The organism is Klebsiella sp. SYXHC3 (assembly GCF_057196925.1).
Genome location: NZ_JBXUNG010000003.1, coordinates 157,730 through 180,215 on the forward strand (window position 1 = coordinate 157,730; position 22,486 = coordinate 180,215).

23 protein-coding genes are annotated in these 22,486 nt (G+C 44.5%); 15 read left to right on the forward strand and 8 right to left on the reverse strand.

The window, feature by feature from the left end; translation table 11 throughout:
• Window positions 1–18 precede the first annotated feature (18 nt).
• From acpS to AC2CGP_RS10350, 15 genes are all read left to right on the forward strand, one after another.
• Window positions 19–387 carry a holo-ACP synthase gene (gene acpS, locus AC2CGP_RS10280; protein WP_020079487.1) on the forward strand — a complete coding sequence of 123 codons (369 nt, stop codon included), beginning with the start codon at window positions 19–21 and terminating at the stop codon, window positions 385–387.
• 19 nt (window positions 388–406) lie between these two features.
• A complete protein-coding gene (locus AC2CGP_RS10285) occupies window positions 407–1,162 on the forward strand; it encodes an SDR family oxidoreductase (RefSeq protein WP_020079486.1) in 756 nt (251 codons plus the stop codon).
• 3 nt (window positions 1,163–1,165) lie between these two features.
• On the forward strand, window positions 1,166–1,714 hold the full coding sequence (locus AC2CGP_RS10290; RefSeq protein WP_020079485.1) for a hotdog family protein: 549 nt from the start codon (window positions 1,166–1,168) through the stop codon (window positions 1,712–1,714).
• An 18-nt stretch (window positions 1,715–1,732) separates the two neighbouring features.
• Window positions 1,733–2,014 (forward strand): acyl carrier protein, encoded by a 282-nt coding sequence (locus AC2CGP_RS10295; RefSeq protein ID WP_020079484.1) that lies wholly within the window; start codon window positions 1,733–1,735, stop codon window positions 2,012–2,014.
• A gap of 29 nt (window positions 2,015–2,043) precedes the next feature.
• A complete protein-coding gene (locus AC2CGP_RS10300) occupies window positions 2,044–3,213 on the forward strand; it encodes an aminomethyl transferase family protein (RefSeq protein WP_020079483.1) in 1,170 nt (389 codons plus the stop codon).
• A gap of 72 nt (window positions 3,214–3,285) precedes the next feature.
• Window positions 3,286–5,847, forward strand: coding sequence for a beta-ketoacyl-[acyl-carrier-protein] synthase family protein (locus AC2CGP_RS10305; RefSeq protein WP_213759352.1), 2,562 nt, complete (start codon window positions 3,286–3,288; stop codon window positions 5,845–5,847).
• A gap of 1 nt (window position 5,848) precedes the next feature.
• Window positions 5,849–7,069 carry a beta-ketoacyl synthase N-terminal-like domain-containing protein gene (locus tag AC2CGP_RS10310; RefSeq protein WP_213759353.1) on the forward strand — a complete coding sequence of 407 codons (1,221 nt, stop codon included), beginning with the start codon at window positions 5,849–5,851 and terminating at the stop codon, window positions 7,067–7,069.
• A 13-nt stretch (window positions 7,070–7,082) separates the two neighbouring features.
• Window positions 7,083–8,036 carry an ATP-binding protein gene (locus tag AC2CGP_RS10315; protein ID WP_213759354.1) on the forward strand — a complete coding sequence of 318 codons (954 nt, stop codon included), beginning with the start codon at window positions 7,083–7,085 and terminating at the stop codon, window positions 8,034–8,036.
• Window positions 8,037–8,044: 8 nt separating this feature from the next.
• Window positions 8,045–8,752, forward strand: a complete 708-nt coding sequence (locus AC2CGP_RS10320) for an ABC transporter ATP-binding protein (RefSeq protein WP_015367971.1) — start codon at window positions 8,045–8,047, stop codon at window positions 8,750–8,752.
• Between the two features lie 31 nt (window positions 8,753–8,783).
• Window positions 8,784–9,386 (forward strand): hypothetical protein, encoded by a 603-nt coding sequence (locus AC2CGP_RS10325; protein WP_227502747.1) that lies wholly within the window; start codon window positions 8,784–8,786, stop codon window positions 9,384–9,386.
• Window positions 9,387–10,697, forward strand: coding sequence for an ABC transporter permease (locus AC2CGP_RS10330; RefSeq protein WP_020079478.1), 1,311 nt, complete (start codon window positions 9,387–9,389; stop codon window positions 10,695–10,697).
• 8 nt (window positions 10,698–10,705) lie between these two features.
• On the forward strand, window positions 10,706–11,494 hold the full coding sequence (locus AC2CGP_RS10335; protein ID WP_032713981.1) for an outer membrane lipoprotein-sorting protein: 789 nt from the start codon (window positions 10,706–10,708) through the stop codon (window positions 11,492–11,494).
• Window positions 11,491–12,879, forward strand: a complete 1,389-nt coding sequence (locus AC2CGP_RS10340; protein WP_050483357.1) for a hypothetical protein — start codon at window positions 11,491–11,493, stop codon at window positions 12,877–12,879. Before AC2CGP_RS10335 ends, AC2CGP_RS10340 begins: the two co-directional genes overlap by 4 nt.
• 13 nt (window positions 12,880–12,892) lie before the next feature.
• Window positions 12,893–13,831 carry an ACP S-malonyltransferase gene (locus AC2CGP_RS10345; RefSeq protein WP_032713983.1) on the forward strand — a complete coding sequence of 313 codons (939 nt, stop codon included), beginning with the start codon at window positions 12,893–12,895 and terminating at the stop codon, window positions 13,829–13,831.
• 1 nt (window position 13,832) lies between these two features.
• A complete protein-coding gene (locus AC2CGP_RS10350) occupies window positions 13,833–14,819 on the forward strand; it encodes a hypothetical protein (protein ID WP_110916680.1) in 987 nt (328 codons plus the stop codon).
• A 45-nt stretch (window positions 14,820–14,864) separates the two neighbouring features.
• On the opposite strand, the gene AC2CGP_RS10355 is transcribed toward AC2CGP_RS10350, so the two are convergent.
• The 8 genes from AC2CGP_RS10355 to cyoA form a co-directional block, all read right to left on the reverse strand.
• Window positions 14,865–15,191 carry a hypothetical protein gene (locus AC2CGP_RS10355; RefSeq protein WP_015367964.1) on the reverse strand — a complete coding sequence of 109 codons (327 nt, stop codon included), beginning with the start codon at window positions 15,189–15,191 and terminating at the stop codon, window positions 14,865–14,867.
• A gap of 263 nt (window positions 15,192–15,454) precedes the next feature.
• Window positions 15,455–16,981 carry an MFS transporter gene (locus tag AC2CGP_RS10360; RefSeq protein ID WP_207188219.1) on the reverse strand — a complete coding sequence of 509 codons (1,527 nt, stop codon included), beginning with the start codon at window positions 16,979–16,981 and terminating at the stop codon, window positions 15,455–15,457.
• Between the two features lie 43 nt (window positions 16,982–17,024).
• The gene (locus tag AC2CGP_RS10365) at window positions 17,025–17,357 is read right to left on the reverse strand and encodes a hypothetical protein (RefSeq protein WP_015367962.1); all 333 of its coding nucleotides are present in this window, start codon (window positions 17,355–17,357) and stop codon (window positions 17,025–17,027) included.
• Between the two features lie 259 nt (window positions 17,358–17,616).
• Window positions 17,617–18,504, reverse strand: a complete 888-nt coding sequence (cyoE, locus tag AC2CGP_RS10370; RefSeq protein WP_015367961.1) for a heme o synthase — start codon at window positions 18,502–18,504, stop codon at window positions 17,617–17,619.
• A gap of 11 nt (window positions 18,505–18,515) precedes the next feature.
• The gene (locus AC2CGP_RS10375; protein ID WP_015704585.1) at window positions 18,516–18,845 is read right to left on the reverse strand and encodes a cytochrome o ubiquinol oxidase subunit IV; all 330 of its coding nucleotides are present in this window, start codon (window positions 18,843–18,845) and stop codon (window positions 18,516–18,518) included.
• On the reverse strand, window positions 18,845–19,456 hold the full coding sequence (locus AC2CGP_RS10380) for a cytochrome o ubiquinol oxidase subunit III (RefSeq protein WP_015704586.1): 612 nt from the start codon (window positions 19,454–19,456) through the stop codon (window positions 18,845–18,847). Before AC2CGP_RS10380 ends, AC2CGP_RS10375 begins: the two co-directional genes overlap by 1 nt.
• Window positions 19,446–21,437, reverse strand: a complete 1,992-nt coding sequence (cyoB, locus tag AC2CGP_RS10385) for a cytochrome o ubiquinol oxidase subunit I (RefSeq protein ID WP_015704587.1) — start codon at window positions 21,435–21,437, stop codon at window positions 19,446–19,448. Before cyoB ends, AC2CGP_RS10380 begins: the two co-directional genes overlap by 11 nt.
• Window positions 21,438–21,456: 19 nt before the next feature.
• Entirely contained in the window at window positions 21,457–22,401 is a 945-nt protein-coding gene (cyoA, locus tag AC2CGP_RS10390; protein WP_015704588.1) for a cytochrome o ubiquinol oxidase subunit II, read from the reverse strand.
• Between the last annotated feature and the right edge of the window lie 85 nt (window positions 22,402–22,486).

Here is a 22,486-nt window from a genome sequence, read left to right on the forward strand (position 1 = left end):
TTCTTTTGGAAATATGTAATGCGTATTGGTACAGATATTGTCGAAGTAGCAAGAATAAAAAAGGCTATTATTAATCATAAGTCGGGGTTTCTTCAGAGAGTATTTACGAATAATGAAATAAAAGAAATCGATATTATTGATCTAAATTATGAACGAGCCTCAGGATTTTGGGCTGCAAAGGAGTCTCTGGTAAAAGCCATTGGCTACGGATTTGGCCATGGAATTCGATTCCATGATATTGAAGTTGTTCATGACGAATATGGAAAACCTGAGTTTATATTATCCGGTAGAGTTAGGGATATTCTTAATGAGCAGCGAGTGATGAATATTTCATTAAGTATTTCACATTGCCGGACATATGCGATAGCCGTAACCATCATATATTAATTTAAGGCATTCATATAAAATGTATAAATATAACGATCTTGCAAGTAAAAAGGTGCTGGTTACTGGTGCTAGCGGCGACATAGGTCTTGCAATTTGTGGGAAATTTCTTGAGCAAAAATGTATTGTTTATGCATTATATAAATCGAATGACGAACCGCTGCTTGCACTGAAAGAAAATCATGCCAATGGTGACTTGCTACATATTTTGCCTTGCGATCTCACGAACCGGGAAGAAGTCGTGGCGTTGTGCGAGCGCCTGACCATAGATGCCGGAAGACTGGACGTGCTGGTGAATAATACGGGAATTGTTAAAGATAGCCTCTTTGCATCAATGAGTTTTGATGATTTTTATTCGGTTATCAACATCAATTTACTTAGTCTGTTTCGGTTAACGAAAGAAGCATTAATGTTATTACGTTCAGCGGAAAGTCCAGTTGTTATCAACGTTGCATCTGTTGCAGCTCTGGTACCAAGCATTGGCCAGGCAAACTATTGTGCATCCAAAGGTGCAATTTTAAGTTTCACCCGCACTCTTGCGGCTGAGCTGGCCCCGCGGGGAGTGCGTGTTAATGCGGTAGCGCCAGGAATGATTGAATCTAAAATGGCGAAGAAGGTTCCCCGTACCGTGGTTCGTGAGGTGACTAACTCAATTCCATTAAAACGACTCGGAAAATGCGATGAGGTAGCAAACGTCATTGTTTATTTAAGCTCTTCAGCATCCAGCTATATTATAGGGCAAACCATCGTGGTCGATGGTGGTATGGTAATGCGGTGATTTATGTCTAAGTATCCGATACCGCCGAAAATATTTCTTGCTATGGGGGGCTGGCGTCAACCTCTACTTATGGTCGATCAGATAGTTGATTATAAGTATGGCGAGAATGGTTTCATCAAAGTTATAAAGCATGTGACTTATAATGATCCGTATCTGCTTGGGCATTTCCCAGAAGATCCCATTATGCCAGGAGCTATTATTTCTGAAATATTTGGTCAGGCAAGCGAGTATTACTCTTTTCTCACTGATATCTGTGATATTTACCAGGGGCGAACGGGTGAAGAACTGAGAACATTGCGTGACATTCATGCTTATATAAAGCATCCGGATATGCTAAGTACAATACGTACGAGGCGGTCGCAGGTCCGTGGAGTGTTAGCTTCTCAGAACTTGAAGTTTAAAGGGACAGCGTACCCGGGAGATACGATTGAAGTGGTAAGTAAACTCTCATTTTCTGATGAGAGTGGGTTTAAACATTATTCAGTCACAGCTAATGTCGGGAAGAAGATCATTAGCCAGGGCGTGATTATTAATTTTAGAGAAGTCATTTAATTACCAAGGAGAACAGGTGTGACCAACATTAATGATGAAATCGATGAAAGAAAAAAAATAATTATGACGATTAAGTCCGAAATTATTCAACGCCTAAATGTTCAACGTGAGGCACATCAAATTGATGATGACACACCGCTGTTTGGCAATGGACTGAAACTAGACTCTGTAGATGCCACGGAAATCATCGTAATGCTTGATAAAACCTTCAACATTCAGGTCTCGGAAGGTGATGATCCAGCCTATATGCGAAGCATAAATAATCTGGCATCTTTCATTCTAAAGAAAAAAACATCCTGAATTGATAAGGTTATATTAAAGGCTATTTTATGAATTTACTTTCTGATCTTCATTTTAAAAATAATGCGGTTATGGGAATCTATAATCATCAACGCGTACCTTCTTCATATCATGATATTTTTGAAGAATATAAGGCTGTGCGTGAAAATGCCTTGTTGGTGGATTATTCTCATATGTCTATCACCAGTGTGATGGGAGATGATGCATGGGCGTTGGTAAACTACATGGTTTCGGCTGATGTATCAATCATCCGTGATGAGCAGGGTATTTACTCCCTACTGCTAAACGCTGACGGGGATATCCGTGGTGATGCATATGTTTTGTGCGCCGCTGATGGTTATTATATTTTATCCGAGAACCTTACTTCTAAAGAAATTATAGATGTACTCAACGAAGTACTGACTAAAGCTGAGGAGTTAGATATTCAGGAGATCCCTGAAATCAAAGCGATGGAGGAAAATAATTGGGGGACTATTATGCTGGAAGGCCCCTATGCCTGGGAGATAATGGCGGAGGTCTATGGCTTTGATATCATTGGTCTACCCTATTATGAATATATGAACACTGATGATGAGTTAATGGTTTTCCGCTGCGGAAAACATGGTGAATTTGCATATCAGTTGATCGGCCCACAAGCAACGCTAGTCACAATGTGGATGAAGTTACAAGAAATAGGTGCTAAGTATTTGCTCAAAACCGGTGGTTTAGATTATCAACGTCTGGTGAGAGTAGAAAACCCGGGATGGGACGAAAGCCTTTATAATAATTACTCCCGTAATCCAGTAGAACTACAAATGCAGTGGGCTATTCAGTATGACAAGGAAGACTTTATTGGTAAGAGTGCGGTAGAAGAACTATCGCGGAAGGGGGCTGAGCGCAAACTTGTTGGAATTGCTCCTGATGTTGGATGTAGTCACATCGACTCAAATGACCTTGTGATGGTTAATGGACATCAAGTCGGTGTTATTGTTAAAGCAGCATATTCTCCTGCGAAACAGCATTGGATCGCGTTGGCACTTATTGACGAATGCTATGCATTAGCGGATATCTCCGGTTTTACTATTCAAACTGTAAATGGGGAAATCACAGCCAAAACCCAAAATGTCCCTTTTATTTATAATCTGAGTTTATTGGTTAACCCAACAATCCATAGTTATGTTGATGAATTGAAGGCGAAAAGCGCGCTTGAAACGGTATAACAATTAGCGACTTTATTCTTAACTCGGCATTCTCGGAATCGTTGTTAACCACTCTGGATAGAACAGAAAAATATGAAAACGAGCAGAAAAAGAGTAGTTATTACCGGCATGGGAATATTGTCATCCCTCGCCGACAATATTGCAGACTTCAGGCAAGCGCTGTTGGCTAAAAAAAATGGTATTGCTGACAGCGCTCGCTTTTCTAAATGGTTTGCGAATGCCCGAGCGGCTGAAATGCTGCATAAAATTCATTGTCCCGAATTATCTGAAGAAATTGTTGCATCGCTCGATAATGCCGCGCTTTGGGCTTACAAAGTTGGTAAGGAAGCACTAGAGCAGGCAGAACTGGCCGCCAATCGCGAGTGTCTGGAAGAGATGGGGATGATTGTGGGCGTTTCTTCTGCGGGTACAGAAGCGTTTCTCCCTCTCTTCGAGCAGCGTATTCAGGACTTTTCATTAAGAAAGGCTCTGTTTTCGGGCAGTTTTTCATCATGTTGCTCCAGCGCTTCAACGCTACTGGGCTTGAAGGGCGGAGTGGAACTTGTTGCGACGGCTTGCACCGCAAGCCCGAATGCCGTCGGTATGGCTTTTGATTATATCCAAAATGGCAAAAGTAAGGCTATGTTGGCGGTAGGTACAGAACCCATCTATTTACCCACTTTCGCGGGTTTTTATGCCTTGAATGTTATGCATCCGCAATCATGCTCGCCATTTTCAGGGCATTCAGGTATGTCTATTGGCGAGGGCGCGGGGGCCATTGTACTCGAAGAGTATGAACATGCGGTGGCGCGTGGCGCGACCATCTTCGGTGAAATTCTTTCTTACGCGACATCTTGCGACGCATATCATGAAACAGGTCCCGACCCACGCGCCAGTGGTGCAGTGCAGGTTATGCAAAAAGCGATGGCGAATGCTGGGGTCAAGCCTGAACAAATTGATTATGTCAATGCGCATGGCACGGGTACGGAAGCTAATGATCAAATCGAAACTCTGGCAATGAAGAAGGTTTTCTCCGGAGCAGAAAATTTGTTAATAAGTTCCACAAAATCTTATTTTGGTCACAATATTGGGGCGGCAGGAATTGTCGAACTTATTGCGTGCCTGGTGACTCTGCCAGAAAAAAAAGTTCTGCCAACACTCAGTTTTTCGCAGGCTCGTCCCAATTGCGATCTGGACTATGTACCGAACGAGTTTCGTAATAAAGATATCAATATCTTTATGAAGAACAATTATGCTTTCGGCGGTAATAACTGCTGCATGATTGTCAGCACTAAACCTTGTTCAGTTCCACTCACCTCCTATGAAGCAAAACGAGTTGCTATTACTGGAGTAGGCGCTGTATCGGCTATAGGTCACACTCTAAATGAGATTCTTCACTATATCCATGAAGGCGACAGCTCAGTAGAACTCAGCGGTGTTGTCTTTCCTGATGACACGCTTGACGAGGCGAAAGAGCTGTTGGGTGTATTGGCCAAAACCAATCAGTTTGCGGATATATTTGGTGGTGAATATCAGGAAGAGGAGTACAAGCAGCCGGAGACAGAAGAGAATTTTAAAACTTATCAGGTGAAAGGCCTGGAACCACGCAAACATCTACGTCGATACGACCCGCGTAAGGCAACTCGCGGCGGTACGTTTGCTCTACTCGCACTTTCAGAAACTTTGCATATGGCTAAACGCAAGATCAAACGAGATGGAGATGATCTGGGTATGGTTCTGGGAATGGCGCGAGGGCCGCAAGAAACAACCTATAAGTATTTGCAAAGTTTGAAACCTGACCCGCGGAAAGTTCGGACTTCGGAATTTCCCGGCTCTCTAATGAACTCAATTACAACATTTTGTGGGATCTCAGAAGGGGTCAAAGGATATACAACAACGTTGGCTACCGGTGAAAATGCTGCGCTTGGCGCATTGACCTATGGCTATGAAATTGTTCGCCAACAGCTCCAACCGCAGGTTGTAATTGGCGGGGCTGATGAATACTTTCCTTCTATGTCGCTTTATATGGATGCGGTGACAAATAAAATTCATATGATGTCCGATCCGGCTGATTATCAGATATATGGCAAAGAAGCACAGGGCTACGTACCAGGTGAAGGCGCATGCATGATGCTCCTGGAAGATCCACAGTCAGCAGTGGCCCGCGGCGCTGAGGTATTAGCTGAAATCGCTGGTTATGGTAAGGCATGTAGCAATACCTATTTTGACGTGACACAGGTTGAGGAGAAGTCCGCAGCAATGTCTATGGCAATTACTCGCGCGCTTGCGGATGCGGGTATTACCTCGAAAGAAATTGATTTAGTTTGCGGGACCAGTAATGGTAGCGAAGTAAATTCAATGATAGAAACGAATGCGATATATACGTCATTTAATTGCCTTAATCCTCATGTACCGGTTGTGAATTACAATGCATTCTTTGGTTTTGTCGCCTCTTCTGCAGGTCTGCTAAACCTGGCGGTTCTTCTTGATTGTATTCGCAGACAATCGGTTCCTGCTATTCCTTATACTCGACAATTTTCTGATGAGAGAGTCAACTTTGTGAACCAATCACTTAATCTAACTATTAGATACGTTCTTTTAATTGGAGCGACTGAAGGCGGAAACTATTACGCTATTGTGATAAAAGGATTATAAGGTGAGCGAAAGGGCTATTATTTCTGGTTTCAGTGTGTGTTTACCGTATGCAGAGAATAGTTCGCTGTTAATTGAAAATTTGCGGCAAGGTAAACGTGTACACTTATCTCCATGGTTTACTTCAGATAAACAGGCTATCGACTGTGGATTTTCTGGCAATATACTGATAGCGAAACTAAAACGGGATAATGATAGCGCTTTTGACCTGGTATATAAACTTATCAATGAAACCTTAATTCAGGCTGGCCTCAATGAAGACTGCCTGAAAGGTAATAGGGTCAGAGTATATATTACAGGGATAGGTCCGCGCGTTGATGTCATGGATTATAGAAATTTCTATAATTATAATGATATGGAAGATGTTTCATTGATATCCTCAATCAAAAATTTATCAGTGAAAAATATGTCGCAGGACACGGCTTCCTATCGCCTTGCAAAACGATACGAATTAAAACATCTTCCCCCAAATATGAACTGCACCAGTAACTCTTCACTCACTGCTATCCACCTGGGGATCAGGGCAATAGAGCAAGGTGGTATTGATCTGGCGCTGATCATCAATATTTCAAAAATTAAATATCAAGATCTAGTGTTCCTTGAGAGCCAGGGAATGTTGGAGAGTGAAATGGTCCAACCCTTCGGTATAAACAGTAATGGTGTAATTTTTGCTGAGGGGTATGGCGCTATGTTACTGGAAAGTCAACAGCACCGATTAGGGCGAGGGAAAAGCCATGGAATAAGCATTACTTCGGCTTACAAGCAGATTAATGCTGGGCGTAGTAATGATTCCTACTGGCAAAGTACTAGTATTCTAAAGTTGATTAATGCAATGTTAAATGATAAGGATATAAAAAAAGAAGACCTTTGTGCATTTATTCCCCATGGTAATGGTACCTCATCAAGTGATAATGTTGAGGCAAAAGCCATCACCATGTATGCCGGTGAAAATAGTCTTCCAGTTTTGGCCTATAAGGGACAAATTGGCTATACCGCAACAGGTTCTGGATTAATCGATTTAGTTATTGGGCATCATATACTGCTTAATAGAGAATTAATTTTCCCTGTCGTTAAAGATCGGATTATAAAGGATGTCGCACACCATATCTCTTTAGCGGGGGGGGGATGTAAACATACTAAAAAACACCTTCTGAAAACTGGCTTGGGGGTCGACGGTTCCGTCGTTGCACTTTTGATGACTAATTTGCATAATAATACTGACTAATATGGAGAATAGTATGTATCTGTCTTCATATTCGTTCATGGAACCAGACGAGCCATTTTATTTATACTATCCAAGTTGGTTGAATGTATGGGAGTCTCACTCATACAATACTGCCTTGAAAACTACGGGAGCTAACGGCTGGAGATTCAAACGTTTTGGCTCAAGAAGGGAAATTTATACTCGAGAGATTACACGACGTCCTGAACATACTCCTTATATTAACGCCCTCGATAAAGTATCAGATGCCGCATTACATAGCATGTCAGCGAAAGAAAGGATGCTGTTACTGAAATCGAGAACTGCTTTTATTTATATTGATTCCTGGGGAGAATCAGGCGTCTTTGAGTACAATATCAGTAGCCTTAATTTATCTACTATTGATACTCTACCAAAGAACTTGGTTAAGAAATTTTCAATAAGTGATGTTACTTGCAAAATTCGCGGCGAAAATTTTTCCCTTTATCAGGCGATGGCAATGGCGCAGGATTATCTTGCATGGGATGTATTTGATTTTGTCGTTATCTGCGGAGGATATCGTGCTGTGCCATTGTTGGCATTTACAGCTGAAAGTATGATCCAGAGTGAAGTAAAAAACAATAAAAGACTCATTCCCGGGATAAATATATCAATAGAAAGAGTGGGATGTTTTATTTTTAGTAAAAGGGAAAGTGATCTAAAAATACATTGTGGGCCATATATACCTACTGCAACCAATAACCCACATTTACCAGATGTTGAAAATACTGATGATATAGATCTCCTTGCATATGCCGGAGGAATCAATAAAACAAAACCATTTCCTCATACCGGCATCGATCTTATTGCTCGCTACGGCTGTAGCGGATGTATGACACCGGCGCTAAGTTGGCAATATATTAATCAGTATGCATTGCATAATGGCTGTCTCAGAACCGTTATTCCGGGAGTAGTTAGCGGCTATGCCTATTTTGATACCTGGTACCAATAGGAGGGGATATGCGCAGCAATATAACAGAATTACCTGATATTTCATTATCTGGTATATATAAGACTTATGGTTATCAGGACAATATGACTTATGCTCTAAACAATATTAATCTGGATGTTGTGAAAGGCGAGTTTCTTGCGTTATGCGGGCCTTCTGGTAGTGGTAAGAGTACTTTACTTAATATACTTTCCGGTATTGATACACCGACTGCTGGCAATGTCTTCTTTCTGCATAAAAATCTCAATATGTTGTCAGACAAAAATCTTGCACGCCTTCGCAGTCGTCATTTAGGTTTCATATTTCAATTTTTCAATTTAATACCGGTGCTGAGTGTTTTTGATAATGTTTATTATCCCCTGACGCTCAACGGTCATTTTAGTACGAAAGAGGCTAGAGAGAGAACGTTACATTTCCTTGAGAGTGTTGGTTTATCCCACTTATTGGCAAGAAAACCTGGCCAATTGTCAGGCGGTCAACAGCAACGGGTCGCTATTGCAAGGGCGCTAGCGCATAGCCCTGAAGTTATTGTCGCTGACGAACCTACAGGTAACCTGGATCTTGCTACTGGTGAATCAATTCTTGACCTCCTGCTTGAGATTAATCAACGGACGAAAACAACATTTATTATCTCAACACATTCGACTCAGCTTAAAGATCGTGCTCGACGGAGAGTAGATATCAAAGATGGAGCAATAATTTATGATTCAGCGAAGTAATCTTTGTAGAGTTTTACTCCTGTGTCTTAGCATGGTTACATTTTCAGTATTTGCTGAGAAGGTTTCAACCCCTGCGACTGCCCGAGTCTTACAGGATGGATTTCCTGGTGAACCACAGGCTTTAGCATCTATCACTTCTGATTTATTTAAAGAGTATGAACGTACTAACAAAGTTGGCGCGCTGATCTTTTATTCGTGGGGAATGCTGCGACAGGCTAACTATTATCAGAGTATCAATGATCTCATTAACGCTTCTGAATATGCAAAGACGGGCTTTTTTTATCTTGATGAAGCGGTAGATACCAATGAAGACAACATGCTGATTCGATACTTACGTGCCAGAGTTGATGCCTGGCTACCAGTGGGGTTAGGGCGCTGTGTGATTACCATCGAGGATACTGACCTACTGCTGAAGAATAAAGATAAATTTAGCAGTGAGATCATTGGTAATATACTAATAATGCGTTTAAGGGCCCTTCATAATTGCCATATGAAACAGCAAGAAAAACAGCTCGTTGATCATCTGCGGAGAGTTAATCAGCAGCGTGAAATTGATTTTGAAAATAACGAAATGCCGGCTTGGGAAATGGTTGAAGTATTACAGATTATTGTTCCCGTTATTAAAGGTGAATGAATGTCAAAGGATATGATATTTATTAATTCAATTGTGGTGTTGCTATTAATATTTGTTGTTTATAACATTATTTTTAATTTTGGCGATGCTAAATTCTCATTTTTGAACTTGCTACGGCACCGGCGAAGAACGTTTTCTACCATTTTCGCCATTATATTAGGTGGTTGCGCCATATTTTTGTATGGTGGTTTTATCAACTACTCTTTTTGGATACTCAAAGAGCAAACAATACGTACAAATATTGGTCATGTACAGATTTATAATAGCACCTACTTTGAAACTGCTAACAAAAATAAGAGTCTGATATCTGATTATATTACACTGAAAAATAAAATTTTGCAGAACGCCGATTTTTCTGATGTGATTTCTACAATTTCCGGACAACTTGAGTTTAGCGGAATAATCTCACATTACGAAACTGAAACATCCAATTATTTTTCAGCACAGGGCGTTGAGCCATTACCGGCCCTGAAGTTGGGAGCTTTTGATAAGATAATTTTTGGTAGCGACTTATCTCGTGTCAAACATGATGAGATTACTATTGGCAGCGGCCTGGCAAAAACCTTAGATAGCCACTACGGTGACTGGCTTGATATCATGACTGTTAATATAGCGGGAGGTCAGGGAGCTATATCTGTAAAATTACGTGGAATATTTGAATCAGGTATAAAGGATTATGATGATGTTGTAATCAAAATGCCCCTTGAGACTGCACAGCAAATCATGGGTACTAATGGTGTTAGTAAGATAGTCATTTTGCTGAATAACGATGATGTAACGTCGTTTGTTAAGAAAATGAGAAGATATATAGCGGACCAGCATTTACCTTTGATCGTTAAGGATTGGAGGGAGAATTCTATTTTTTACCAGCAGGTGGAAGGTATGCTGTCCGGTATCTATTTTTTTATCAAACTTATCGTGGCACTTATCGTAGTATTTATGATCGGCAATTCAATGACGATGAGTATTGTCGAGCGAACCCGAGAAATTACTACGCTGCGCGCAATTGGCTTACAATCAAACCGTGTTACGCGTTTATTCTGGCTGGAAGGCATATATATCGGTATCTTTGGCGCATTAGGGAGTCTTCTCTTTGGATTCACTATTGCCGCTATAATTAATATCTCAGGTATTGCGATGCCACCTTCGCCTGGACAATCTGTAGGTTATACCGCATTTATTAAAACGAATGATGTGGGATTGATTTGGATAACCTTGATATTACCAATTTTAACATCTGCCGTGGCTTCCATTATTCCCGCATATCGTGCATCGCGCCTCAACATTACCGATGCATTCAAATTTTCATAGAGGACAGTATGAAAACCAATGCATGGTATTTATTCATAATAGCTATATTTTCATATTCAGCCCCTGGACATGCGACGAGTGATAGCCAGCAAGCCCTGGAGATTATTCGCAAAGCTGATGATGTTCGCTCACCAAATGAACCTTTCCGCTATAACGTGACTGTACTTGAGTATAAAGAAGGTAGAACAGAGCCTGAAAATAAGCAATCGCTGGATATATCGATGCGATTTATTAAGCCGGTAAACGGTTTGAAAGCTGATGCTCGTTCACTTATACGTTTTACCTATCCTCCGCGAGATAAAGGCAAGATCATGTTATCTGATTGGTATGATTTATGGTTTTATACACCCGAACTACGCAGACCTATTCCTATTTCGCGCTCACAACGATTAATTGGTCAGATCTCTAATGGTGATGTTATCGTCACGAACTTCGAGTATGCCTATGATTCCACTCTGGAAGGGGAGGAACCCTGCGGTGATAAAATTTGCTATCGACTGTCTCTCACTCGTAACTCCGAGGCCGTTACTTATCCTAAAGTGATTTATCTGGTGGAGAAAGATGCAGAATGCCGGCCATTCAAAGCATCATATTACACTCTCGATAATAAACTTCTCAAAAGTGTCTTATATACAAACTATCAGATGGTATTAGGGAAATACCGTCCAACAGAGATCATTGTGCAGAATGCGCGCTATGAAAAGGGGTATTCTGTCATGAAGTATAGTGATGTCCGCCTGGAGTCGTTACCTGAATTTCACTTCACTAAAGAGTTTATTCAGAGAGGCGTGAAGTGAAAGGCCATCTGGTTACTTTGCTGCTTTCTATATTAATAACTCCATTATGGGGAGGGGCTAATTGTTTGTCAGGTGATGAAATACGTTCTAATAGTCAGTTTATTTTGACCGGTCAGACATCTGTTGCGCACAAAAGCGACTCGATCTGGCGCATCAATGGAGCCAATCCGTATACAACGAACAACGTATATAATGATATTGCCATTAACTTCTCAAGTGCTTGTTACTTAGTTGATGATGTGCTGGGGTTGGATTTTTCACTATATAATTTTGGATTTTATCCAATACATGGCGTGGGATTATTCGAAAAAGATGAACATCGCGCCAAAATGTTAATAGACAGACTTAAGCTTAACTTGTCGTTATCTGAAAATGTCAGTCTTGAGGGTGGAAAGCTAAATTCACTTCCAGGAGCCTTTCATTTAAGATCCCCGGCTTCACTGGTGACCACCTATTATGCAGGTTTTAAACCGACACGGATATACGACCCGAAGCTGGAGTCTGCCTATAGCGAGTCGTATTGGGGAGGGCGGTTAGCGAAAGAATTTCGTGATTATGCATTCTCACTCACAGTTATACCAAAATTAGCAAGTATTGATAAATACTATGAGTCATCAAGCAACTGGACGGCCAATCAAAGGGCTAACAGCAATGAATACTATTTATTAAGTTACACCGATTATCACCTTGTTAATCATCGACTGGCTGCGAATGTGATGCTTGGTGATTCTACTTCATTGGCACTAGCAGATGGCTACAACTTAACACCTCAGTTTGTAGTCAATGTAGAAGTTGCGCTTCACAAAACGCAGCAATGGCGGCATTTTTCTCATGAAAAAAAGGATGAGGTGCTTTCTGGGCTATATCCTTCATCGCTCTATGCGCAGAATGACAAAAGTGGCTATGAAGTAGCCATTGGTGGGCAGTATACCACCGACCTTTTTAGTGTGTTGGGCATCGAGTACTACTATCAAAGTGAAGGTTATTCAAAATCGGCATGGCGGGAACAGGTTGACTTTATTAAGTTATTAAGTAAAAAAACCGGTTTTGCCAGCTTAGACAAAGTGTTTGATGATTATAAGTATCTGATGGGCTCAGAAATAAGTAATACAGGGAATAAAGGAATGCTGCAGGGACGGCATTATATTACTTCATGGCTAAGTTTACAAAATGCAGATCATTCAACGCTTCAGCCCTATCTGGTGATGAACTTAGTTGATGGTAGTGCCTTAGTAGGTACTCATTATATCAATCCGTTAAAAGGATTAAGTGACCAAGCTGAGATTTATACGGGTTTGTATAGCGCATTCGGTAGTCATGATTCTGAGTTCGCACTTTTTGGCGAGACCCTCGGAGTTTACGTCGGATTTAAATACTATTTATAAGGATATATCGCTTATGACAAAACAATCAGTGCAACCTACGGTGCTTATTTTCGCCGGTCAGGGAAACCCTGTTGTCGGAATGGGAGCAGATTTATGGGATTTGAATACAACTACCAGGGAAATCTGGGACTGTGCCAGCGATGTGACAGGGTTAGATCTGCGCCGGTTGTGTCAGAAAGGGCCGATGAATCGTCTGGTGAAAACGACGACGCAGCAGGCAGCGGTGACGGCTATCAATGTCACACTATATAGTCTGTATGCCGAGCAATTCTCTGATGCGAATGTTATTGGTTCGTGCGGGCATAGCGTTGGTGAGTATAGCGCATTATACGCGGCCGGCGCCTTAACGCTGGAAAATGTGTTCAAGCTAATATTGGCGCGCTCAACCATTATGGATGATTTAAGCAATATCCATAAAGGCGCAATGCTAGCGGTAAGAGGCGCTGATTTTCAAATGGTAAGCCAGTTGATTAACGACTCCGGAAATCAAGTTGTTGTGAGTTGTGATAATAGCCCCTACCAGCAGGTAGTTGGCGGTACGCTACCAGATTTAAGTGAATTCACCGGGAGACTAATGGGGGCTGGCCTGGAAGCTATCAAACTTGGCGTTAGCGGAGCCTGGCATACACCTCTTATGTCTGAGGGGGTTCAACCCATGCGGGATGCGCTGAAGACGGTGGAAATTCTCCGGCCAAATCATCCTGTACTGATGAATGTCACCGGGTGTGAAGAATATAATCCGGAGAAAATTAAAGAGAACTTATCTTTGCATTTGACCCATAGGGTACAGTGGGCAGCATCTATGAGCGCTTTTTTACAACATATCCCCTCTGCCAGGTTTGTTGAAATCAGCAATAAGGCGTATCTCGGACAATTGCTAAATGATTTCGACGGTTTCTCTGCAGAGTATTATAGACACTGTAGAAAACTATTGGTGGCGCCACGAGGTTAATATGATCCCGGATTATTTAACTTTCATTCGTCGTCAGGATCGGTCGCTTCTCCCGTATCTTTATTTTATTTGTATATTACTTATTGCGCTATATGTTAAAAATAGAGGGTATTTGTTGACCCAGGAGGATGCATTTCCCGTAAGTGCCATTTTTTCGTTAACAATGTTCAGCTTTGTTTATGAGCTAAAGGGGTACTGGGCTTATAAATACGAGATAGGAAATATCAATTTCTCCTGGTTTCAGGGGAAAATCGCCTCGCGTTTTGAGGTTCTGCTGTGGCATCCACTTGTCGCAACTGGATGCTGTTTCATCGTGTGCTATCTGGCAGTAAAGGCGTGTCTGTTTTTTTTGCCGACTATTACCGCAATGGTCTGTATTGCCTTTTTTGTGCCGATCATTGTTTATCTAATGTGCTGGTTTGCCAGAAATTGTTACGTCAAGCAGTTACAGCAGGAAACTGCATTTACGCTTAAATACCGTAATCTTCATTATTATACTTGCCTGAACGTCACTATGACGTTTTTGACCAGTTTTGTGGTTGTCAGTCCATTGGTTGCTGATGATGATTTTTCTTTATCTAATGGTTTTTTTTCAGCAAAGTTGATCGTTGCCATGTTGATTCTGTGTTCAGCGATACTGATGGTTAATCTGATTTTCGCTCATCCTTCAAGGCGTTACACTTTTTTAGGCAGACTTTTCCAAAAAGAGTTTGATGTAAATCTTGTGAATACGATGGTTCTTCCAGGGATATATAGAAAACCCTTGTGGTTAAGATTATTTATTTTCTTCACTCTTCAGTTATTCTGGATTGTGGCGATGAGTCTGTTGTTGAAATTATTAGGTTGGGGAATATACTTTTATGCATATCTTATTGTCTGCATGATACCTGCGATGGGATATTTTTATTTGCATGTTTACTGGCGTTGGCACGATGATTACATGACAGCGTGCGATATGTATCTCAGGTGTGGTGAAGATAAGAATTAAGAATTGAAATAAGGCCAGTCAGAAAACTGACTGGCCTTATACTATTTAGCTCTGCAGGGCATCAACAACACCACCCCAGTCAGTGGCAGCATTATAAACAAAATTAGACCAAACCCCAGATTCGGCATACAGCAGGGAGTTGATATGGTCGGTCAGAATGCTTCCCAGGCTGGATGGCGAACCACCAAGAATATTGGAAACCAGGTCAATCGTGGTTTCCAGAGCGGAGGAGGCCAGAATCATACCAGCATTAATACCCGCAGCAACCAGACCCAGTGCAGATTGAATGGTGAAATCAACCAAAGCACAAGGCAGGTCGATAATGCCTGCACCAGAGATATATTCCATTTCGTTTGCGGTTAATTCTTTCATTTTAAATTCCATCCTAGATTAATGAATTGTTAATGATGTACCTTTGCACACCGGGCAATATACTAATCAGAGGGTTTTTTATATAATAGTGAATATTTAAATGATCTATTAATTTTAATGTGAATTAAACTTCACAAACGACGCTTAGATAAGCGATGGGTATTATTTCGCAACTTCATATTTGATAACAGAAGATACCCGAGAGTATCTTCTGTGTGTACAGTCGTTCGACTTATTGTTTAGAGGTCAGAAATTCAGGTCTATTATGAAGTTGCAATGATGGCCTGTTCAACCTCGAAGCGGTTGGTCACTTTGCTGTCAATTTTTATGTAGGCTGAACGTTCTTCAGCGACAATCATAACCTGCTCGATGCCTGGTTTCGACTGCAGACGGCGCTGTAGTTCATCATTAATGATGACATCATCCGGGATCTCAACACGAAGACTGCTGACATAAGGCGGTTCACTCATGGTGCTGGCCACCAGTAGCCACAGCATCGCCAGTAGCGCACCCAGTAAAAACACGGTCTGCGAGTCAAAGAATCCATCTACCCAGCCGCCCAGGGCGCCACCGATGGCCACACCGATAAACTGGCTGGTAGAATAAATCCCCATTGCTGTGCCTTTGTAGCCTGCTGGAGACTCCTTACTGATTAACGAAGGCAATAACGCTTCCAGCAGATTGAAGGCGAGGAAGAATAGTTGAACACCAGCGACCAACTCCCAGAAATAGCCACCTGCTCCCCAGAGTACAATTTCCGCTATCAGTAGCAGAGCGACGCAGAACAGGAACACACGTTTCATCTTGCGCTTCACTTCCGCATAGATGATGAACGGCACCACTGCGATAAAGGAAATGACCATGGTCACCAGGTAAATTTTCCAGTGTTCGGCTGCCGGGAAACCTGCGGCCTCCAGCTGTCCAGGTAGCGCAACAAAAGTCGACATCAACATGATGTGCAGGCACATAATGCCGAAGTTCAGCTTGAGGAGTTTAGGTTCAGCAAGCACTTTGCTGAAACAGCCCTTTACCATGCCAGATTCACGGTTCAGTACATGATTGTGGCTATTTGGTACTACCCACAAAGTCAGCAAAATACCGAGGCTGGCCAGAATAGCGATCATCCAGAATAGCGCATGCAACCCTAACTGGTGAGTGACAATAGGACCAAGCACCATAGCGATGGCAAAGGTCACGCCAAAACTGACGCCAATGAAGGCCATAGCCTTGGTGCGGTTCTGCTCACGGGTTAAATCGGAAAGGAGGGCCATGACCGCAGCGGCAATAGCACCAGAGCCCTGCAATGCGCGGCCAAGAATAATGCCCCAAATGGAGTCGGTCAGGGCAGCGATGATGCTGCCAATGACGAAGATTAGCAGTCCTCCGACAATTAGCGGTTTGCGGCCAATTCGGTCAGACAGTAGACCAAACGGGATCTGGAAGATAGCCTGAGCAAGCCCGTAAATGCCAATGGCCAAACCAATCAGCGCTTCACTGGCCCCCTGCAGCGCCATGCCATATGTGGTCAAAACGGGCAGGACCATAAACATGCCGAGCATGCGCAGTGAAAATACGGTCCCTAAACCCCAGGTTGCGCGCAGTTCTCCTGGCGTCATTTTGTTATCGTTCATTACCACCTCAATATAAAAACTGCGACTAGTGTAGTGGTGGGATAAGGACGCGTAAATAAATGTTTGTTTAGCAGATATTACGACTGTGTTGCGTAATAGAAGAAGGGATGAGAACCAGACGATAAAATGATGAAGAGCTGAATAAATAATGTAAAACAACAGAAAGGGCAGAGTGAAAAATCTGCCCTTAATATAGCTCCGATTAGGAAGCGGCCTGCTCCAGGAAGCTATTCCAGTCGGTAGCGGCGTTGTTCACGAATGTGTTCCAGCTGTTACCAGCGGTAGAAACGAAGTTTGCCCAGTTCTCTTGACCGGTGCTAACGACGCTTTCCCAGTTTGCCTGACCAAGGAGGAACTTGCCAAACTCAATCGCGCTATCGCCAACGAAAGAGGCGAAAGCCAGACCGGAAGTCAGCGCAAATGAGGTAAACCCAGCCGCAGAATTAGCGACAAAGCTAGCGAAGCCAGTTGCAGCGCTCACCAGGTTAAAACCACCTGAGACAGATTCCATTTCGTTGAATGTTAGTTCTTTCATTGTTATTCCTTGCTGTTAAATCCATGTTTTCCGTAGGCGTTTGCCTACTGCACAAGGCTAGCACCCCTCCGCTAATGGCGCGAGATGGCTGACTGTTAGCGATGCTCAATTTTTTCTCAATTTTTAACTATTTAATGAATGAAGAAAATGAAGTGCAAGAGTGAGGGGAGGGCGGTATGAATGAAGTAATCCTATGTTGGCGTATAAAAAAAAGCCCCCGGCTAGCGGAGGCTCTTTTCATTTCACATTTAGCGTAATCTTATCTGACGTAAGCCAGCAGATTATGTGAATCCGGCACCATGAAGTCGACAGACATCATGACTGACAGCGCGGTAATGGCAACGATGGAAAAGACGAACAGCTTACGTGCCCAGACTTTATCATCCGCCACTTTGTATCCGCGCAGCGCCATACCAAGCCACCAGACACTTACCGCGGCCGCTACGACCAGATATTTATATCCGGCGTACCCCCCCAGAGAAAGCATCAGCGTTGCCACGGCAAAGGCCACGATGTACAGCGTGATATGGTTTTTCGCGACTGAGATGCCTTTCACTACCGGCAGAACCGGAATATTCGCCGCCTGATAATCTTTGAAACGGAAGATCGCGATGGCGTAAGAGTGAGGCATCTGCCACAGGCTAAAAATCGCCAGCAGAATCGCCGCGCCGCTGTCAAAATCACCGGTAACTGCGCAGTAGCCAATCACCGGCGGCGCAGCGCCGGAGAGTGAGCCAATCAGCGTGCCGTAGACAGAGTGGCGTTTCATATACAGGCTATAGATGCCGACATAAACCACAAACCCCATCACGCCAAGCCAGCAGGCCAGCGGGTTAGCGCCGAACCACAGCAGCATGAAGCCAGCAATACCCAGCAAGGTGGCGTATACCAGCGATGATTCTGGCGAGATCAGCCCTTTGACCAGCACCCGGTTTTTCGTCCGTTCCATCTTACGATCGATATCACGGTCGATGTAGTTGTTGAAAACACAACCCGAGGCGACCACCAGGGATACTCCGAGGAGCGTCCAGACGAACAGCGGATAGTCGATGTGGCCTTTGGAGGCCAGCAGGAAACCGCCGATCACGGAGATCAGGTTGCCAAAAATGATGCCTGGTTTCGTTACTTGCAGGTATTGCTTAAACATACTCGCCGCTCTTAGTGCATCATCATGTTGTAGTTGAGGTTCCACATAATCCAGATGGAGCCGACAACAACGATAGCAATGATGATTACGGTGAAGATAAACGCGGTCAGGTTCCAACCTTCGTCAGATTTACTGTTCATGTGCAGGAAGTACACCAGGTGCACCAGAATCTGCACTACAGCCGTGACCAGGATGGTTCCCAGAATCGCTGCATGCGAGGCAGAGCCACTCATAACCATTGCAAACGGGATTGCCGTCAGAATGATCGACAGGATGAACCCTGTCATGTAGCTCTTCACGCTGCCGTGAGAAGCGCCGCTATGATCGGTAGAATGACTCATTACATCGCCCCCATCAGATAAACAACAGAGAACACGCAGATCCACACCACGTCCAGGAAGTGCCAGAACAGGCTCAGGCACATAATACGGGTACGGTTAGTGCTGGTCAGGCCGCGACGGGATACCTGAACCATCAATACCGCCATCCACAGCAGACCAGAGGTGACGTGCAGACCGTGGGTACCAACCAGCGCGAAGAACGCTGACAGGAAGCCGCTACGGTCCGGACCCATACCTTCAACAATCAGGTGATGGAATTCATAGATTTCCATCCCAACGAACCCTGCACCGAAGAGGAAGGTCAGGGCGAGCCAGGAAACGACCTGGCTCTTGTTGTTCTTGTACATGGCGATAGCCGCCATGCCATAGGTGATGGAGCTGAATAACAGCAGTGCGGTTTCAACCAGAACGAACGGCAGTTCAAAGATATCTTTACCCGCTGGGCCGCCAGCCGTGCCGTTCACCAGAACGGCATAGGTTGCGAACAGCGTAGCGAAGATAATGCAGTCGCTCATCAGGTAGATCCAGAAACCGAAGACTTTCATCGGTCCTGTATCATGGTGCCCGTGTTCATGCGCGTGGGCATTGTGCGCAAGAGTATCAGTTGCCATTTTTCAGCCCTGCTTTGTTAATCTCATCGAAATGCTGATTTTCCAGTTTTTCGACTTCTGCAACCGGTACGTAGTAATCCACGTCCTCGTCAAAGCTCTTGATAATCCAGGTCACTACGATGCCGGCGAAACCAACAATCGCCATCCACCAGATATGCCAGATCATCGCGAAGCCAAACACCGTTGCGAATGCAGCAATGATGATGCCCGCGCCGCTGTTTTTCGGCATATGAATTTCTTCATAATGCGCAGGTTGCTTGTACGCTTCGCCTTTTTCTTTCATTTCCCAGAACGCATCACGCTCGTGAACGTTAGGAACGACAGCGAAGTTATAGAACGGCGGTGGAGAAGAGGTTGCCCACTCCAGCGTACGACCGCCCCATGGGTCACCAGTCAGGTCACGGTTCTGATCGCGATCGCGGATAGAAACGTAGAACTGGATCAGCTGGCACAGGATACCGCAAGCAATCAGCGCCGCGCCGCATGCTGCAACAACCAGCATGGAGTGGAACTGCGGATCGATGTCCTGGCTCAGACGACGGGTCATACCCATGAAGCCCAGCACGTACAGCGGCATAAATGCGACGAAGAAGCCGATGATCCAGAACCAGAATGCGCGTTTACCCCAGGTTTCGTTCAGGGTGAAACCAAAGGCTTTCGGCCACCAGTAGGTCAGGCCTGCGAAGCAACCGAATACCACGCCGCCGATGATGACGTTATGGAAGTGCGCAATCAGGAACAGACTGTTGTGCAGTACGAAGTCCGCACCCGGTACTGCCAGCAGAACACCGGTCATCCCACCAACGGAGAAGGTAACGATGAAGCCGATAGTCCACATCATCGCCGAGTTGAAGACGATGCGGCCCTGGTACATGGTGAACAGCCAGTTGAAGATCTTAACCCCGGTCGGGATTGCGATAATCATAGTGGTAATACCGAAGAAGGCGTTTACGTTCGCGCCGGCACCCATGGTGAAGAAGTGGTGCAGCCAAACGATGAACGACAGAACGGTAATACAGACGGTTGCCCACACCAGCGAGGTGTAACCAAACAGACGTTTACGCGAGAAGGTCGCTGCGACTTCGGAGAAGACCCCGAATACCGGCAGAACCAGAATGTACACTTCCGGGTGACCCCAGGCCCAAATCAGGTTGATGTACATCATCATGTTGCCACCCATATCGTTGGTAAAGAAATGGGTGCCCAGGTAGCGGTCCAGGGTCAGCAGCGCGACGGTGACGGTCAGAATTGGGAAGGAGGCGATAATCAGGATGTTGGCGCACAGAGATGCCCAGGAGAATACCGGCATCTTGAACATGGTCATGCCAGGGGCACGCATCTTGATAATGGTCACAAAGAAGTTGATACCGGTCAGGGTAGTACCGATACCGGAGAGCTGCAGCGCCCAAATCCAGTAATCGACCCCTACGCCAGGACTGTACTCAATTCCCGAAAGCGGCGGATACGCCAGCCAACCGGTCTGTGCGAACTCACCGACGCCCAGAGACAGGTTAACCAGAATCACGCCCACAACCGTGAACCAGAAGCTCAGGTTGTTGAGGAACGGGAACGCAACGTCACGCGCGCCGAGCTGAAGCGGAACCACCAGGTTCATCAGGCCGATAACGAATGGCATTGCCACGAAGAAGATCATGATAACGCCGTGGGCGGTAAAGATCTGATCGTAGTGATGAGGTGGCAGGAATCCTGCTTCCCCGGCTGAGGCCAGCACCTGCTGGCTACGCATCATAACGGCGTCAGCAAAGCCACGCAGCAGCATGACGATTGCCACGATAACGTACATGATACCGAGACGTTTGTGGTCGACGGACGTCAGCCACTCGTTCCATAGGTAGGACCACTTACCGAAGTAAGTGATCGCTGCCAGTATCGCCAGTCCCCCGACGATGATTGCAGCAACCGTTACCACGATAATAGGTTCGTGGTAGGGCACTGCATCCAGTGTAAGTTTTCCGAACATCGTTTTCTTCCTCGGCCCCTTAGTGAGCGGTTTCCGCGTGGCTCATGTCCATGCCTTCCATCCCTTCGTGCGCAGCGTGCTCGCCTTCAGGTTTAGACATGTTCATGCTCTCGTGAGACATGAATTTGTTAACAACATCTTTGAACAAATCCGGTTTCACGTTAGAGAAGTATTCCACTTTGTTGTTTTCGCTAGGCACAGCCACTTTGTCGAATGCAGCCATGGAGTCCATGGAATTCGGGGACTGTTTCGCTTTTGCTACCCACTGATCGAAGGTTGCACGATCCGGGGTGGCGATAGCCTTGAACTTCATACCAGAGAAGCCCGGGCCACTATAGCTTGCGGAGATACCGTCATAAGTGCCTGCTTCATCAGCGATGAGGTGCAGCTGAGTTTGCATCCCGGCCATCGCATAAATCTGGCTACCTAAGCGCGGAATAAAGAACGAGTTCATCACGGAGTTGGAAGTGACTTTAAAGTGTACCGGTACGTTCGCCGGGAAGGCGATTTCGTTGACGGTAGCGATACCCTGTTCCGGGTAAATAAAGAACCATTTCCAGTCCATCGATACAACTTCGATGGTGATTGCTTTCTCGTCGTGGACAAGCGGTTTGCTTGGCTCCAGAGCGTGAGTGGTTTTCCAGGTCAGAACGGCCAGGAACAAGATGATCAGAATAGGAACCGTCCAGACCACAGCTTCAACTTTGTTGGAGTGTGACCAGTTCGGGCTATACTTCGCATCTTTATTGCTCGCGCGATACTTCCAGGCAAATCCTACTGCCATTAAGACGGCGGGAATAACGACAATCATCATCAGGCCGAATGCCGTCAGAATCAAAGAGCGTTGCTCCAGTCCAATCTGTCCTTTTGGGTCAAGGAGCGCAGAATCACAACCACTGAGTAATACAGTACCTGCGATTAATGACATCCATCCCAAACTTTTATTGTATTTCCTGAGTCTCATTGAACGACCTCAATTCCACGGGATCTGGTGGCGTTTAAAGTGTATGGGCATTTTACGGTAAGGTTGCATTACTGTAAACACGATT